This window comes from Streptomyces sp. NBC_00510 (assembly GCA_036013505.1).
GTDB lineage: Bacteria > Actinomycetota > Actinomycetes > Streptomycetales > Streptomycetaceae > Actinacidiphila.
Genome location: CP107851.1, coordinates 9,186,439 through 9,201,499, shown reverse-complemented (window position 1 = coordinate 9,201,499; position 15,061 = coordinate 9,186,439). Strand labels below are relative to the sequence as shown.

Genomic DNA, 15,061 nt, shown 5'->3' with positions numbered 1-15,061 from the left:
GAGGACGGCGGCCACCGCGTGATCACCCGCGGGTGTGCGGACTCCCGCAGATCGCGCGGTGGCCCCCCGGGCCGGGGAGGAAGGGCTCAGGCCCCTGTCACTGGCCCACCCTGCCGTCGACGCACTCGCGCAACAGGTCGGCGTGCCCGCAGTGCCGGGCGTACTCCTCGATCCGGTGCACCAGCAGCTCCCTGATGGCGATCCCGTCCTTCCCCACGCGCTCCCCCAGGTCGGGATGCGCCGCGAGCGCCGCGTCGGTTGCGGCCTGCTCGCGTTCCAGATCGCGGTACGCGGCATCGACCACGGCCTGGTCGGCGACGGCGTCGTCGAAGTCCGCGTCCCGCCTGCCGTACAGCTTCGGCAGCGGTTCGCCGTCGCTGATCCAGTTGCGCCAGTCCCGTTCCACCTCGGCGAGGTGCCGGACGAGGCCGAGCAGCGACATCGTCGACGGTGGGACCGAACGACGGGCCAGTTGCTCCGGGTCCAGGTCCTGGCACTTCATCCGCAGAGTCATGCGGTAGCTCGTCAGGTAGTCCTGAAGGGTGGCAAGCTCACCGTCCGGACCGGGGCCTTCGCTGTCGCGGGGGTCGTCGTCCGGGTCGACCCACATGTCGGGGTAGACGGTTGCCCGGGTCCATCGTGGCGCTTGGTCGCTCATGCCCCGCATGGTGGTCCGTGACGGCCCGGGTGCGCCACCGAGTTTGTGCCGCCGGACGCCGGCCGTCAGCCGAGGTGCTCGGCGACGCTTTCGAACTGGACGGCCATGCTCGAGAGGGAGGCGGAGTCGACGTGGTCCATGACGCGCCTGCGCGAACTGGCCAGGAGCGACGGATAGGCGGCCTCCAGCCGTGCCAGCCCGCCGGACGTCAAGGTCGCCACGCTCCCCCGCGCGTCCACCTCGTGCCGGCGCTTGGCCACCCAGCCGCGCGCCTTGAGGGAGTCGACCACCCGTGAGATGCGGCTGGCCGACAGTCGGGTGAGCTCGGCCAGGTCGATCATCCGCAGTTCGCGGTCCTTGGCCTCGGACAGGAACATCAGCACCGAGTACTCGGACAGCGTCAGCCCGGTCGACTTCAGAAGGTCGTCATCCAGAGCCTTCGGCAACGCGGTCATCACGCGCTGCAGGGCACGCCAGAAGCGCTCTTCTTCTGCGTCCAGGGGAGCATCCGCCGTCATTGCGACAGCTTAACCCGCCGGTATACCGCCTACAGCCTCCCGTCACCAGGGAAGCGCGCCCTTGCGGTCGAAGTAGCCGCCGGTCGGGCCGTCGGGGCCGACGAGCGCCATGCGGACGATGACCTCGGCGCCCTCCTCGACCGTCTGGAAGCCGGTGTTGCCGTTCAGGTCGGTCTTGGTGAAGCCCGGCTCCACCGAGTTGATCCGGAAGTCCGGCAGCGCCTTCGCGTACTGGACGGTGATCATGTTCACGGCCAGCTTCGACGCCGGGTAGTCCAGGCCCGGGAACATGTGGGCGGGCTGGTCGGGGTCCGTGACGTGGTGCAGCGAGGCCAGGCCGCTGCTGACGTTGACCACGGCCGGGGCGGTGGACTTCCGGAGCAGCGGCACGAACGCGTGGAGGACCCGCACGACGCCGAAGACGTTGGTGTCGAAGGTCGTCCTCATCGCGTCGGCGGTGGTCTCCACGGTGGGCACGACGCTGTTGTCCGGCCGGCGCACCTCGATGCCGGCGTTGTTGATCAGCACGTCCAGGCCGCCACCGGCCTCGATCGTCCGCGCGGCGGCCGCGACCGACCCGTCGTCCGTCACGTCGAGCCGGACGAAGGACGCCCCCAGCCGGTCGGCGGCCAGTCGGCCCCGCTCGGCATCGCGGGCGCCGATCCACACGGTGTGTCCCTCCGCGATCAGGCGTCGCGCCGTCTCGTACCCCAGCCCCTTGTTGGCCCCGGTGATCAGTGTCGTCGTCATGGTGTCGCTCCCGTCTCGGTGTTCGTTCTACGACGCCTCCAGATTGCGGCGGGGCGGGGCGGGCAGGGAGTCGTCCCGTTTTCCTGGGACTCGCGGTACCAGCGTGCTCGCCGCTCGCGCCGCGGTCCGCGGGCTGTGACGAGGTCCACAGGCCACCGGAGGCCGTACCGGACCCTGGAGTCCGGTACGGTCGATGCATCCGGACCCAAGGGTCCACATAACCCCTCCCCCGAAGGAGCACCTGGGATGACACGCGCCCGCATCAGCGAAGCCCTCCGGGCACTGGTCTTCGAGCCCGAGCCCGGCGTCGCACTGGACGAGGTCCTCGACCGGTACTACGCCCCCGACTACACCCACCGCAGCGACGGCGACGTCCTGACCCGCGAGGAGTTCGCGGCCATGGTCGCCGGCATCCGCCCCCGGATCACCGGCGGCACGGTGACCGTCATCGACGAGGTCGGCGACGGCACGACGTACGCCGAACGGCACGTCTTCCACCTCACCCTGACCGACGGCTCCACCCAGCACCGCGAGATCGCGATCTTCGGCACCCACGCCGGGGACGGCCGCTTCTCGCACCTGAGCGAGACCGGCTTCGACCTCCCCGCCGAAGCCCGCTGACGCCCCCGACCACCCACCCCAGGAGCACACCATGCCCCGCCTGACCGACCCGGACCCGGCGTCCTTCCCCGACGACGTCCGTCAGTACCTGACGGCGCTGCCGCCGGACCCCATGGTCAAGATGATGTCCCACTCGGCCGGCACCGTGAAACCGTTCGTGGAGCTCGCCCGGGCCCAGTTCACCTCCCTGCGCCTCCCGGCCCGTTCACGCGAACTCGTGATCCTCACGGTCGCCGAGTACACCGACTGCGCCTTCGTCGCGGCCCAGCACGAACCCATGGCGCAGGCCGCCGGTGTCGACGAGCCGACCCGCCGGCTCATCCGGGCCCGGGACCTGGACAACCCCGCCATCCCCCTCCCCGACCGCGCCCTGCTCCGCCTCACCGCCGAAGTGGTGCGGCAGCCCCGCGTCAGCGACGAGGTGTTCGACCTGGCGCGGTCCTTCCTCAGCGAGCGCGAGTTCGTCGAGGTCCTTCAAGTGGCGGGCTACTACTGGTCGTTCGGCCGAATCGCCACCGTTCTGGACGTCGAGGTGACCACGGTCTACGGCGACGAGGTCCTGGACGCCCCGACGGACGCCGACAGCGCCTGAGACGTCGATTCCCCGAGCACACGCGGGGATACTTACGGCGTGCTGCTGACATCGATCGCCGAGATGGCCGAGGAGCCGCTCCTGCTGGAGCCGGCCGACCGCCGGGTCGAGTGGGAGACCAACACCTGGTGCCTGTCCGCGGAGGTGGACGACCGGCGGTCGGTCTCGGCAAGGAATTCCTCAACGACCGGGAACCGGGCCTGGTCGCCTGGCCGGACCTTGACGTCGTGGGCGACCGGTCGGAGCCACCGTCGCCCGAGCGGGAGGCGGCGCCTCTTCCCGTATGGGTGAGCAGCGTCGGGCCGGTCGCGCACTGATCCTCGCACGCCGCCCCAGCGCCTCGACCTGACCTTGGGAAAGGCCGGGTGCGGTACGATCGCGCATGGCGTCATGGAAGTCAGCGCCTGTGCAACACCGTGCGGATTCCGGTCTGTCGTGCCTTCGCTGTCGATTCGGCCGCGCGCGTGTGCACCGACCCGCCGGGTGTGCCCGCTCTCAGGATCTCCAGAGCGCATCCTTCCGACCGTGCGCTACCGGCCGGCGTCGATCCGCACTGCCGGCGCGAGCCTCGCCCATCGGTCGTCGACCGGTGCGCAGGCCCTTTTTGGAGACGACGTGAAAATCCTCCCCGAGATTTCCCGCACGCTGAGTGAGTACCTCCTCATTCCGGGCCTGACCACGGAAGACTGCACGCCGGACAACGTGGATCTCGGGGCGCCCCTGGTGCGTCACCGGGTCGGCGAGGAGCCGGGGATCCGGGTCGCCACCCCCATGGTTAGCGCCATCATGCAGGCGGTGTCGTCACCGACGCTGGCGGTGGCGCTGGCGCAGGTCGGCGGGTTGTCGTTCATCCACCAGAACCAGCAGGTCGAGGACCAGGCCGCGGACGTGCGGACGGTGAAGCGGCACAAGGCCGGCTTCCGGACCAGCGACGTGACCGTGGCGTCGCAGACGCCTCTCAGCGAGGTGGCACGGCAGTTGTCCGACACCGAGCAGGGCGTGGCCGTGGTGACGGAGAACGGGGAACCGGACGGCGAGTTCCTGGGGATCATCAGCCTCGACGACTTCCACCTGGAACGTCACGGAACCGCCGAGGCCGCCGGCAACCGGATGCGGGGCCGTGACGATCTGGTCACCGCGCCGGCCTCGATTTCGCTGTCCGAGGCGAACGAGCTGATCTGGCATCACCACCTGGACGTTCTGCCGCTGCTCGAGGACGGCCGGGCCGTCTCCCTGGTGCTCAAGAGGGACTATCAGGCCCACAAGACGTATCACCGCGCGAGCGTGGACGGCGAGAAGCGTCTGCGGGTGGGCGCCGGCATCAATTCCCGTGACTTCAAGGACCGTATTCCCGCTCTGCTGGAAGCCGGCGCGGATGTGCTGTGCCTGGACTCCTCCGACGGCTATTCCGTGTACCAGGCGAAGACCCTCGAATTCGCGCGGGAGACGTACGGTGACGACGTTTTCGTCGGCGCGGGGAACGTCGTCGACGGCCGGGCCTTCCGTTACCTGGCCGATGCGGGCGCGGCGTTCGTGAAGGTCGGGATCGGCGGCGGGGCCATCTGCACCACCCGCGCGCAGAAGGGCATCGGCCGCGGGCAGGCCTCCGCACTGCTCGACGTGGTCGAGGCGCGCGACGCCTACGCCCAGGAGACCGGGGTGTACGTGCCGCTGTGCTGCGACGGGGGCCTGCTCAACGACTCGCACATGGCGATGGCGCTGGCGATGGGGGCGGACTTCATCATGCTCGGCCGCTACTTCGCCCGGCTCGACGAGAGCCCGTCGCCGAAGCTGCAGATCGGCGGCCAGTGGTACAAGGAGTACTGGGGTGAGGGCTCACGGCGCGCGCAGAACGCGGCCCGCTACGGCCAGCGCGGCCAGATGGTCTTCGAAGAGGGCGTCGACGGCTACGTGCCCTACGCCGGCAGCCTGTACGACAACGTGGAACGGACCCGGGCGAAGCTCACCTCGACGATGATCAGCTGCGGGTCGACGAACCTGCGGGAGTTCCACCGCGACGCGGTGCTCGTCCCGGTGTCCGCGGAGTCCTTCAAGCAGACCGGCGCCGAGGTGCAGTTGCGCCGGCCCGCCGTCCACTCCGGGGAGTGATCCCACCGGCCCGTGCCCCGGCCCTCACCAGGGCCGGGGCACGGGGCCGTCCTCACGCGGGCAGGGTGAAGAGCCGGTACGCGGACACCGTCGTGAAGCCGAAGCGCCGGTACAGGGGTTCACCGGCGGGGCTGGCCGCGAGGGCGGCGGAATGCATCCCGCGGTCGCGTCCCACGCGCAGGGCAGCGGCCGTCAGGGCGCCGCCGATTCCACGGCGGCGGTGGGACCCGGCGACGTGGACGAGGAAGATCCCCGCGTGGCCGTGGGCCGTGATCACCACGGTCGTACCGACGATGCGACCGTCGAGCACCGCGGCGAGCCGTACGACGTCCGCGTTGTCGGAGCGCTGCGCCTCGATGCGCACCATGTCGGCCTCGAGGGCCTGCGGGACGCCCATCGAGGTGCTGTAGGTGCGGACGAACTCCGCCAGGCGGGCGGGCTCCTCCACCGTCTCGATCCGCAGGCCGCCGGTCGTTCCCCGGCCTCGACGAGCCGGTCGAGCGGCCGGACCATCACCGGGACGGAGCCGAATTCGACGAGTCCGTGACGGGCGAGCTCGGCCGCCGTTCCCTCCGGGCTGTCGGGACCCACCCACCACCACCAGGGGACGTCGGCGAGCCGGGTCCTGGCCGTGGCGGCCGCCCGCCCGACCACGTCCGGGGAGAGGGTCCGGACCACGCCGTTGAACTGGGGGGTCGCGAGTCCGCTGCGGTAGTAGTCGAGGTCCCCCTCGCCGCGCTCCGCCTCGCCCCACCCGAGCAGGTACTGGCGGAAGTTGGCGGTCACCCGGGTCAGGTCCACGCCGTCCCCGTGCACAGGCGTCTCCGCCGGAATTCGTCTGTCTGTCATCCTCGTTGCTTTCGCCGTCAGGGTGCCGTGTGCCGGAGCATCCGGAGTTGTCGGGCTTCGTGGGACCGGGGACCGGCGCGCTTCGCTCACAGCTCCGGCGCGCTCAGCCGGTCCCTGTTCCAGCCGGAGGTAGTAGTCCGTGCTGATCCCGGCGAGCATCGCGACCTCTTCCCGTCGCAGACCCTCGACCCCGACGCGTCCCTTGGGTGCCGATGCCGACGTCCTCCGGCCGGACCAGGCGCCTGCGAGCCCGCAGGAACTCACCCAGCGCATTCGAAGCGTCCATACCGACGACCGTAACCCCGCTCCGCGCGCACGTGCCTGGCCCCCTTGGTACCAGGCACGACGGGCCAAACGGCCCGCACGAGGTGTTCACCCCGGGGCGGCGGCGCCGTCACCGTCCGTACCGGCGTGACCCTCGCAGCAGGTCGGGCACGTGTCGGCGGGTCTCGGTAGCCTGAGTTGTGGTGCGGCCGTGAGCCGGCAGGCGTCTCGCGGGCGCCCGGGGCATCCCGGGACAGCCGGGATCGTCACCTTGCGTGACAGGACATGAGAATGGGCAATCCCTCCGAGGCTCCCTACGGACGCCGCCCCACGGGATCGTCCGGCGACGAGGACGTCGCCGGATTCGTCCTCGATGACGGCGGCGTCGTCTCCGCGTGGAGTGCCGCCGCCGAGCGGCTCTTCGGCTGCCGCGCCGCGGACGTCGTCGGACGCCCGGCAGCCGAGTTGTGGCCGGAGGCGTTCGCCGGACCCCCGGGGCATGCCGACGGAGCACCCGGGCGGACGTCCTCCTCGGGCCGTCGTGCCGTGCTCGCGCGCCGCCGTGACGGCGGCCCCCCCGACGTCGTCCTCCACATGTCGCCGTTGCTCGAGCCGGGAGGGCGCGACGGCGGGGGCACCGTGGTCATCGCGGTCCCGGCAACCCCTTCGGCCCTCGCGGAGGGCGAGGCGATCCTGGAGGCCCTCTTCACCCAGGCACCCATCGGCATCGCCGTGTACGACCGGAACCTGCGCTTCGTACGGGTCAACGCCGCCCTGGAACGCATCCACGGGTTCCCCGCGGAGAAGGCCCTGGGCCGGCCCGTCAGCGAGGTCCTCCCCGGACTCGACGCCATGGCGATCGAGCGCAGGCTCAAAGGGGTCCTGGAGAGCGGCCGGCCGGTCGTCAACGCCGTCCACCAAGGGCGCACCTCGGCCGATCCGCACCGGGACCACGTCTGGCACGTCTCCTCCGTCGTCCTGACCGCGCCGGACGGCGACGTCCTCGGGGTCACCGACCTGATCATCGACATCACGGACCGCCACCGGACCAAGGAGCGTCTGGCGCTCCTCGACGAGGCCGCGATGCGCATCGGCACCACGCTGGACATGCGGTGCACGGCGGAGGAACTCGTGGACGTGCTGGTTCCGCGGCTCGCCGACGTGGCGACGATCGACCTCCTCGACGACGTCATGGAGGGCGCGGAACCGGAGCCGATGGGCTCCGGGCCCGTCGCGCTGCGTTCCCTCGCCCGCACGGCCGTCGACCCGGACGTCATCAGCGCGCTCCGGAACCCCGGGGAACGGCAGGACTATCCCCCCGACTCACCGCACGTGCAGAGCCTCGCCGACGGCCGGCCGCGGCTGATCCCCGTCGTCGACCTCAGTGCCCCCTGGCTGCGGGACACCGCCGACCAGCGGGTCAAGGCGATGCTCACGTACGGGATCGACTCCTTGATCCTCGTACCGCTGCGCGCGCGGGACGCGACCCTGGGCCTGGTGCACCTGTACCGGGGGCACGGCACGGAACCCTTCGAACCCGACGACCTCGTCCTCGCCCAGGACATCGTCGCGCGCGCCGCCATCTGCCTGGACAACGCCCGCCGCTACACCAACGAGCACACGGCCGCCCTCACCCTCCACGCGAGCATGCTGCCGCGCAGCGTCCCGGAGCAGAGCGCGGTCGAGGTGGCGCAGCACTACCGGCCGTCGCGGGTGCACGCGGGGGTGAGCGGCGACTGGTTCGACGTGATCCCGCTGTCCGGTGCCAGGGTCGCCCTGGTCGTCGGCGCGGTGCCCGGCACGGGTTTCCAGGCGGCGGCGTGCATGGGGCACATCTGCTCCGCGATCCGCACGCTGGCCCAAGTGGACCTCACCCCGGACGAGTTGCTCGGCCAGATCGACGACATGGTGCCGCGGCTCCTGGAGCGCGAGCACTCCACCGGGTTGGCGCCCGTGGTAGAGGCCCTGAAGGGCTCGACCTGCCTGTACGCCGTCTACGACCCCGTCTCGCGGCGGTGCGTGATGGCCAGTGCCGGACACCCCCCGCCGGCCGTCGTCGGCCGGACCGGGGACGTGGTGATCCCCGATGTGCCGGTCAACAACCCCCTCGGCCAGGGGGACCCGGTGTTCGAGCCGCTGGACCTGGAACTCGCCGAAGGCAGCACCCTGGTGTTCTCCAGCCACAGCCTCCAGCGCGCCACGGACACGTCCGAGACGCTCGCCGCCCGCCTCAGCACCGTCGTCGCCGACCGGGCCCGCCCGATCGAGGAGACGTGCCGCGCCATCTCCGACCTGGTCGCCGCCCAGCTCACGGTGGAGGACGGCCTGGCCCTGCTGCTGGCCCGGACCCGCCCCCTCGACCCGGGGAAGCTGGCCACGTGGACCGTGCCCCCCGTCCCGGCGGCCGTCGGCGACATGCGCTCGCTGGTGCTGCGGCAGCTCGACCTGTGGGGGCTGGAACACCTGGCCTTCGCCACCGAACTCATCGTCAGCGAGCTCATCACCAACGCCATCCGGCACGGGCACGACCCGATCCGGCTGCGCCTGATCCTCGACCGGACACTCATCTGCGAGGTCAGCGACGCGGCGAGCACGTCGCCCCACATCCGCCGGGCGGCCACCACCGACGAGGGCGGACGCGGGCTCTTCCTGGTGGCGCAGTGCTCCCATCGCTGGGGCACCCGGTACGCCCTGGTCGGCAAGACCATCTGGGCCGAGCAGACCCTGGAGCCCGTAGCGGCCGCCTGAACACCGGGGCCACAGCACAGGGGCGTGGCGACGCGGAGCGCGGCCGGTCAGCGGTCAGCCGCTGTCCCTGCGACTGCATGGGGGAGAGTCCTCCCACATCACGTTCCCGGGAGGCCGCGTGGAGGCGCGGCCTCCCCGGTGCGGCTGTTCCCCGGGTGATCCCCACTGGGCACGCCCCCGGTCCCCGGTGGCAGTGCCCCGGCGGTCCTGGGAGCAGGGGGGACCAGTCGCCTCGTCATCACGGTGACGGGTGGTCCCGGCACTCCCAGGAACACCGGTGCCTTCACCCCCGGACGGCGGGACAGCAGGCTGGGCACGGCCTACGGCTTCGCCGCGGGCTCCTGACGTGGGAAACGGCCGTGTCCGGCATGCCTTCCAAGGCGAACGAAGGGTTTCCATGAAGATCGGGTTTGCGCTTCCGTACCTGCACAACGTGGCCCACCAGGTCGACCGGGCGGCCGAGTTCGCCCGGGAGGCGGAGAAGGCCGGTGCGGCCAGCCTGTGGGCGGGCGACCGGCACTTCGCCGCCGTCGACCCCACGATCGGGGCCACCGGTCCCGGCACCACGATCCCGGTGGAGTACCGGACCGCGGCCGACCCCTTCGTGCTGCTCGGTGTCGCGGCGGCGGCGACCGAGCAGGTGCGGTTGGGCACCAACGTCCTCATCGCGCCGGTCTACGCACCCGCACAGCTCGCCCGCAGTCTGACCACGATCGACCGGATCAGCGGCGGGCGGCTCATCCCCGGCTTCGGCGTCGGCTGGTCGCCCGAGGAATTCGCGGCGGCGAACGTGGACTTCACCAAGCGCGGCGCCCGGACCGACGAGATGCTGGACGCACTCGAGCTGCTCTGGACCCAGGACCCGGTGGAATACCACGGCCGCCACCTGGAGCTTCCGCTGCAGTACGCGCCGTTGAAGCCCGTGCAGAAGCCCCGCCCTCCCTTCTACCTCGGTGCGCCGAGCGGGGCCCCCGCCGCGCTCAAGCGCATCGGGGAGCGCGCGGACGGCTGGCTGCCGGCGTGCGTCGCGCCCGTCTTCGTGGACGCCGACACGGTGCTGGCGCAGCGCGCCCTGATCGACGAGTTCGCCGGTGCGGCGGGACGCGACCCTTCGCTGCTGGACACGGTCATGCGGGTCAACGTCGTGGAGGGGACCCCGCTGACGCGGGTCGCGGACGCCATCAAGTCGCTCGCCGACCGGACGGGCATCCAGCACTTCATGGTGGAGTCCATGTCCCTCCCCCACGTCGACGCCTCGCTCGAACTCGTCACGGATCTGCTGCCGCTCGTCCGGCGCGGCTGATCCCACGCCCGTCACCCTGCGCGATTCACCCGTTCGGCGGCCTCTCGGTCGCGGCTTCGGGGCGGGCGGCGTCTCATGAGCGTGACCGCATACGCGTTCGAGTGGGAGGTCGCCGATGTACGACATGCGCGCCGAACCCATAGCGACGGAAACCGGATCCGCCCAGTTGTGGCACGTGCTCCGGCTTGACGGAAGCACCCTGTGCGGCCGTGCGCTCGCCGGCAGGCCCGTTCCGGCACCCGACGACGACTACCGCGACGAGTACTGCACCCCCTGCATGACGGCGGTCGCCACAGCGGCGTCCCGCCGCGGCAGGGTCCGCCCCATGGTCTGAATCCCCCCTCGCACCCCCGGCCGACAGGGTTGGACCTGTCGGCCGCCCACTTTTCATTTAATTGCGTACGCACACACGTCACGCGCACACGACACAACAGCCCGACAACGCTGCCTGCCGCCTCGATTTCCGGCGAAACGGACTCCGGGGTCCGATATCATGGCCGCCGGACCCAAGGGGCCGAGCCCCTCATCGAACCAGACAGGCCACCCGTCCCATGAGCCCTGCGAACCCGCCCGACCCGGACCGGCAGACCTCCACGCCACCGCGACGGGCGGACGCCCGCCGCAACCACGAACGCGTGGTCGCCGCCGCGGTCGACGTCTTCCGCGAACGCGGCACCCTGGCCACCGTCCCCCAGATCGCGGCGCGGGCCCAGGTCGGCAAGGCGACCGTCTACCGGAGCTTCCCCACCAAAGAGGACCTGCTGGAGACGATCACCCGGCTGAGTCTGGAGGAGCTCGAGCGACGCACCGCGGCAGCCCAGGACGAACCCGGCCCCGACGAGGCCTTCCGCCGCCATGTCCGCGAACTCTTCGACGTCCTGGCCCGCGACCGCCTGCTCGCCGAGCGCCTGGCGGACGGGGCGTCCCCGGCCGCCGTGTCGGTCCTGGAGTCGCTGACCAAAGCCATGGAGACCGCGCGTGCGGCGGGGACGCTGCGCGAGGACACCACGCCACTGGATCTGCGGGTGCTCCTGTGCGGCGCGGCCCTGCAGCTGGTGCGGCTCGAGGAACGTGAACCGTCGGTCTGGCACCGCTACGCGGACATGGTGCTCCGGGCACTCGGCCGCTGACCGCGACAGGACGCCTCAACGACCGTCCGGGGTACGGAGGCTGCCGCGGACCTGTTCGAGGAAGCGACGGGCGGCCGGGCCGCCCGCGTCTCCCCCGGGAGAGACGAGGTCGACGCGGCGCCGCAGCCGGAGCGCGGCCGCGGAGCGTGAGCTCGACGGAAAGTCCCGGCCCTCCGGTACCAACGCGATCCCCGAGCCCACGGCGACCAGGTCGATGACCGGGGGCCATTCGTCGACCTGGACGCGGATCGCCCAGTCGGACGGGGTGTCGACGAAGCGCGCGGGCCACCTCAGACGGTACGCAGCCACCGCCGCAGCTCCAGCCGGTCCAGGTCCGGCAGTTCGAGGCCGAGCAGGACGAACTCCGCCTCGTGCACGAACCGCAGGGCGTCCAGGGGCCGGCCGACCCTGCCCACGGTGTGGCCGCGCTGGGCGAGGGCCGTGCCGGGTGCGTGGGCCATACGGCCTCGTCCTCAACCGGTAGCGCGTGCATCCGTGGACCGCTGCCGTTGCTCAGAGCCTCAGCGGCTCTCAGCATTCCGGGCATTTCTGCCTGGAAGGTCCGTCACATCACCAAAGCGTGAGGGCTTCGGCTTGAGGACGGTCTCTCGCTTCTGTCTGCCGCTGGTGCGGCAGGGTTGCGCCACCTGCCCGCCCCGCCTCCGCCTTGTGGCGGGGGCGGGTGGCGCGGGTCTTACGGTCGGCTCCACGAGGCTTCGACACCACCGGGGCGGTGTCCTGGTCTCCGGCCACTCCGGTACCAGTCATGCAGGCCGCCGCGAGTGCGGCAAGGTTGAGTGCGGCGTTGTCGTCCCGGTCGACGACCAGGTGGCAGGCGTCGCATTCGTAGGTCCGGACGTGCAGCGGCAGCTTGGCTTTCACCGCGCCGCACCCGGAGCAGGTCTTGGAGGACGGGTACCAGCGGTCGGCGGCCACGATGTGGGTGGCGTGGCGCTGGCGGGTCTTGTAGGTGAGCTGGCGGCGGATCTCGCCGAACCCGGCGTCGGCGATCCGGCGGGCGAGGCGCCGGTTGCGGAGCATCCCGGCAACGTTGAGGTCCTCGACCACGATCGTGCTGTACTCGGCGGCAACGCTCGTGGTGAGCTTGTGCAGGGCGTCCGCGCGGAGGTTCGCGACCCGGTGGTGCACGCGGTTGCGGGCGGCGTTGGCTTTCTCCCAGCGGCGGGAGGGTTGCTGTCCGGTGCGCCGGTCGGGGCCCTGGCGTCGGGAGACGACGCGGGAGGCGCGGCACAGCTGCTTGAGCGCGGTGTCGTAGTGCTTGGGGTTGGCGACGGTGCGGATCTCGCCCGTGCTGTCCGCCATCACCGCGAGGGCCTTGACTCCGAGGTCGATCCCGACCGCTGTGTCCGGACGCTTGACTCGCTCGATGTCCCGCTTCACCTCCACCTGGAAGGAGACGAACCAGCGCCCGCGCTCGTGTCGCACAGTCGCAGACAGGATCCGCGCCGTCCCGGCCTGGACGCGGGCGAGGAGCTTGAGGGTGGGCTCGTGGGTACGGATCGTGCCCAGCCTCGGCAGCGTCACATGCCGGCCGTCGGCGTCCACGCGGATCGTGCCGGTGGTGAACCGGCAGGCAAGGCGAGCCTTCCGCTTCGACTTGAACCGCGGCGCACCCATCCGGGCGCCCTTGCGCTTGCCGTTCTTCGACTTCGCGTAGTTGTCGAACGCCGCCGACGCGTTCGCCAGACCGGTGGAGTACGCCTCTTTGGAGTTCTCCTCCCACCAGTCCGCGAACCTGGGGTCGGTGTGCTTGGCCTCGTTGAACGCCTTCCGCAGCGACGGCAGCGACCACGGCCGCCACTGCGTTAGCGCGGCCTCGGGGACGCCGTAGGACTCCTCCGCGCGGCGCTGCCACCACGAGGCGGTCACCCAGCCAACAGCCCAGTTGTACGCCGCGCGGGCCGCGCCGCAGTGCGAACGCAGCGTACGCTCCTGGACGGCGTTCGGGTCCAGAGCGAAGCGGTACGCCTGCGCCACGAACCCGGACTGCGGCCGGAACTTCTTCACTCGGAGGCCTCGCCGGTTGCCACAGCCACCGCGCGAGCGGCCCGGTTCTTCGCCGCCCGCCGCCCGTACAGACGCGCACACATCGACGTCAGCACCTCGGTGATGTCGCGCACCAAGTCATCTGCTGTCTCGGTGGGGTCGAGGACGACTAGGCGCCGCCCGGACGCCGACAGGACCGCTTCGAGGTGCTCGACGCCGAACCGGGCCAGCCGGTCGCGGTGCTCGACCACGATCACAGCCGCCTGTGGGTCGGACAGAACCCGGTGCAGCTTGCGGCGCCGCCCGTTCAGCCCCGAGCCGACCTCGGTCACGACCTCCGCAACCGGCAGGCCGAGACCGGTGGCCCCCTGGACCACGCGGGCCACCTGCCGGTCAAGGTCCGGCTTCTGGTCCGCCGACGAAACCCGGCAGTACGCCACGACGCGGCCGGACGTCTCCGAGGCGGGCTCGTCGACCAGCCACGTGCCGGATGGCGTCTGGCGCACTGGGACCGGCATACGGCCCTCTTTCGCCCACGCCCACGCGGTCTGGTAGTGCACGCCGTTGCGTGCCGCCCACTCGGAAAGCTTCACGCGTCAAGATAGCGGATGAGAAAGGCTGAGATTCACTAACGAATCACGCAACAGCTGGCGGCCCCCCTGTCCGTGCAGTGGCGGTTCCGACCTGGCGGGTGGTGCACCACCGCCGACCGGGAAAGTCTGCGCGTTCTGTCAACCGATCTTCGCCGAAACGCGGTCTGGGAGGTGGAGGGGGCATGTGAGCCCCCGGTGCGTTCGTTTGACAGTCTGCAAGGAGTCTCGTCCATGACCCGGATGAAGAAGTTAGCGGCGGCCACGATGACGGCGGCCCTTCTGTCAGGGGTGCCGACAGTGGCCTACGCGATGACGCCGTCCACGGCGTCCGCGGGTACGTCACAGGCCACCGCGGCCGCCGGCGCCCCCGCCACGAAGGGCGGGTGGGCGAGGGTCGTGTCGCCCGGTGAGCGCGTCCACGCGGCTCCCGGGGTGGTCCTGTGGCTCACCGAGGAGGGCAAGCACTGGTCCACGCCCAACCAGCCGGACCAGTTCCGCAGCGTGGTCGACGGCAACATCGATCCCACGCGGCCCAGCGTGAGCCTGCAAGCCGAACCGGTGGGCGACCGGTACTTCCTGTCCGGGGTGTACGTCATCCCGGACGACGCCGCCGACGCGGCCGACGCGGCCACGGTCAGGGTCGTCACCGGTCTCGGGACGGTCACCGGCACCGTCGTCCGGCTGCCCGGACACCCCGGCTGGGGCGCCTGGTACGCCACCAGCCCGCTTCCTTCGTCCCTCCCGCTGCCGGGGAGCCCCTTCATACGCAGCGTCACCGTCTTCGACGCGGGCCACCGCCCCCTCGCCACCCTGGCCATCGGCTGACGCCTGGCCACCGGCAGGGACCCGGCACGATCCGGGTCCCCGCGTTCCCGGGCCCGCAGTCGCCGCGTAAGGCGGCGGCGCCCCCCACCGGTCA

Annotated in this window: 16 protein-coding genes and 1 pseudogene; 8 read left to right on the top strand and 9 right to left on the bottom strand. The window is 71.4% G+C overall.

Annotation, left to right across the window (positions count from 1 at the left end):
• Positions 1 to 97 precede the first annotated feature (97 nt).
• From OG937_42010 to OG937_42000, 3 genes are all read right to left on the bottom strand, one after another.
• Positions 98 to 658 carry a DinB family protein gene (locus OG937_42010; protein ID WUD77824.1) on the bottom strand — a complete coding sequence of 187 codons (561 nt, stop codon included), beginning with the start codon at positions 656 to 658 and terminating at the stop codon, positions 98 to 100.
• 65 nt (positions 659 to 723) lie between these two features.
• Positions 724 to 1,176, bottom strand: coding sequence for a MarR family transcriptional regulator (locus OG937_42005; protein ID WUD77823.1), 453 nt, complete (start codon positions 1,174 to 1,176; stop codon positions 724 to 726).
• Positions 1,177 to 1,218: 42 nt separating this feature from the next.
• Positions 1,219 to 1,926 carry an SDR family oxidoreductase gene (locus OG937_42000; GenBank protein ID WUD77822.1) on the bottom strand — a complete coding sequence of 236 codons (708 nt, stop codon included), beginning with the start codon at positions 1,924 to 1,926 and terminating at the stop codon, positions 1,219 to 1,221.
• 246 nt (positions 1,927 to 2,172) lie between these two features.
• On the opposite strand from OG937_42000, the gene OG937_41995 reads away from it, so the two are divergent.
• From OG937_41995 to OG937_41985, 3 genes are all read left to right on the top strand, one after another.
• Complete coding sequence (locus OG937_41995) at positions 2,173 to 2,547, top strand: nuclear transport factor 2 family protein (protein ID WUD77821.1); 375 nt, start codon at positions 2,173 to 2,175, stop codon at positions 2,545 to 2,547.
• Between the two features lie 31 nt (positions 2,548 to 2,578).
• Positions 2,579 to 3,139 carry a hypothetical protein gene (locus tag OG937_41990; GenBank protein WUD77820.1) on the top strand — a complete coding sequence of 187 codons (561 nt, stop codon included), beginning with the start codon at positions 2,579 to 2,581 and terminating at the stop codon, positions 3,137 to 3,139.
• 390 nt (positions 3,140 to 3,529) lie between these two features.
• Entirely contained in the window at positions 3,530 to 5,248 is a 1,719-nt protein-coding gene (locus OG937_41985; protein WUD77819.1) for an IMP dehydrogenase, read from the top strand.
• Between the two features lie 52 nt (positions 5,249 to 5,300).
• Here OG937_41985 and OG937_41980 read toward each other — a convergent pair whose 3' ends face one another.
• Positions 5,301 to 5,696: a GNAT family N-acetyltransferase gene (locus OG937_41980; protein ID WUD77818.1), complete on the bottom strand. Its 396-nt coding sequence runs from the start codon at positions 5,694 to 5,696 to the stop codon at positions 5,301 to 5,303.
• Positions 5,697 to 6,208: 512 nt separating this feature from the next.
• A pseudogene (locus OG937_41975) lies at positions 6,209 to 6,383 on the bottom strand (helix-turn-helix domain-containing protein).
• Between the two features lie 269 nt (positions 6,384 to 6,652).
• On the opposite strand from OG937_41975, the gene OG937_41970 reads away from it, so the two are divergent.
• From OG937_41970 to OG937_41955, 4 genes are all read left to right on the top strand, one after another.
• Positions 6,653 to 9,109, top strand: a complete 2,457-nt coding sequence (locus tag OG937_41970) for a SpoIIE family protein phosphatase (GenBank protein WUD77817.1) — start codon at positions 6,653 to 6,655, stop codon at positions 9,107 to 9,109.
• A gap of 397 nt (positions 9,110 to 9,506) precedes the next feature.
• Positions 9,507 to 10,412 (top strand): TIGR03619 family F420-dependent LLM class oxidoreductase, encoded by a 906-nt coding sequence (locus tag OG937_41965; protein WUD77816.1) that lies wholly within the window; start codon positions 9,507 to 9,509, stop codon positions 10,410 to 10,412.
• Positions 10,413 to 10,527: 115 nt separating this feature from the next.
• Positions 10,528 to 10,746, top strand: a complete 219-nt coding sequence (locus tag OG937_41960) for a hypothetical protein (protein WUD77815.1) — start codon at positions 10,528 to 10,530, stop codon at positions 10,744 to 10,746.
• 217 nt (positions 10,747 to 10,963) lie between these two features.
• Positions 10,964 to 11,542: a TetR/AcrR family transcriptional regulator gene (locus OG937_41955; protein ID WUD77814.1), complete on the top strand. Its 579-nt coding sequence runs from the start codon at positions 10,964 to 10,966 to the stop codon at positions 11,540 to 11,542.
• 15 nt (positions 11,543 to 11,557) lie between these two features.
• Here OG937_41955 and OG937_41950 read toward each other — a convergent pair whose 3' ends face one another.
• The 4 genes from OG937_41950 to OG937_41935 form a co-directional block, all read right to left on the bottom strand.
• Positions 11,558 to 11,851 (bottom strand): hypothetical protein, encoded by a 294-nt coding sequence (locus OG937_41950; GenBank protein WUD77813.1) that lies wholly within the window; start codon positions 11,849 to 11,851, stop codon positions 11,558 to 11,560.
• Positions 11,833 to 12,003, bottom strand: coding sequence for a hypothetical protein (locus tag OG937_41945; GenBank protein ID WUD77812.1), 171 nt, complete (start codon positions 12,001 to 12,003; stop codon positions 11,833 to 11,835). The genes OG937_41950 and OG937_41945 overlap by 19 nt, the downstream gene beginning before the upstream one ends.
• 109 nt (positions 12,004 to 12,112) lie before the next feature.
• Positions 12,113 to 13,570 (bottom strand): IS607 family element RNA-guided endonuclease TnpB, encoded by a 1,458-nt coding sequence (gene tnpB / locus OG937_41940; protein ID WUD77811.1) that lies wholly within the window; start codon positions 13,568 to 13,570, stop codon positions 12,113 to 12,115.
• Positions 13,567 to 14,142, bottom strand: coding sequence for an IS607 family transposase (locus OG937_41935; protein WUD77810.1), 576 nt, complete (start codon positions 14,140 to 14,142; stop codon positions 13,567 to 13,569). Before OG937_41935 ends, tnpB begins: the two co-directional genes overlap by 4 nt.
• 240 nt (positions 14,143 to 14,382) lie before the next feature.
• Between OG937_41935 and OG937_41930 the strand changes: the two genes are divergently transcribed.
• Positions 14,383 to 14,967, top strand: coding sequence for a hypothetical protein (locus tag OG937_41930; protein WUD77809.1), 585 nt, complete (start codon positions 14,383 to 14,385; stop codon positions 14,965 to 14,967).
• Positions 14,968 to 15,061 lie beyond the last annotated feature (94 nt).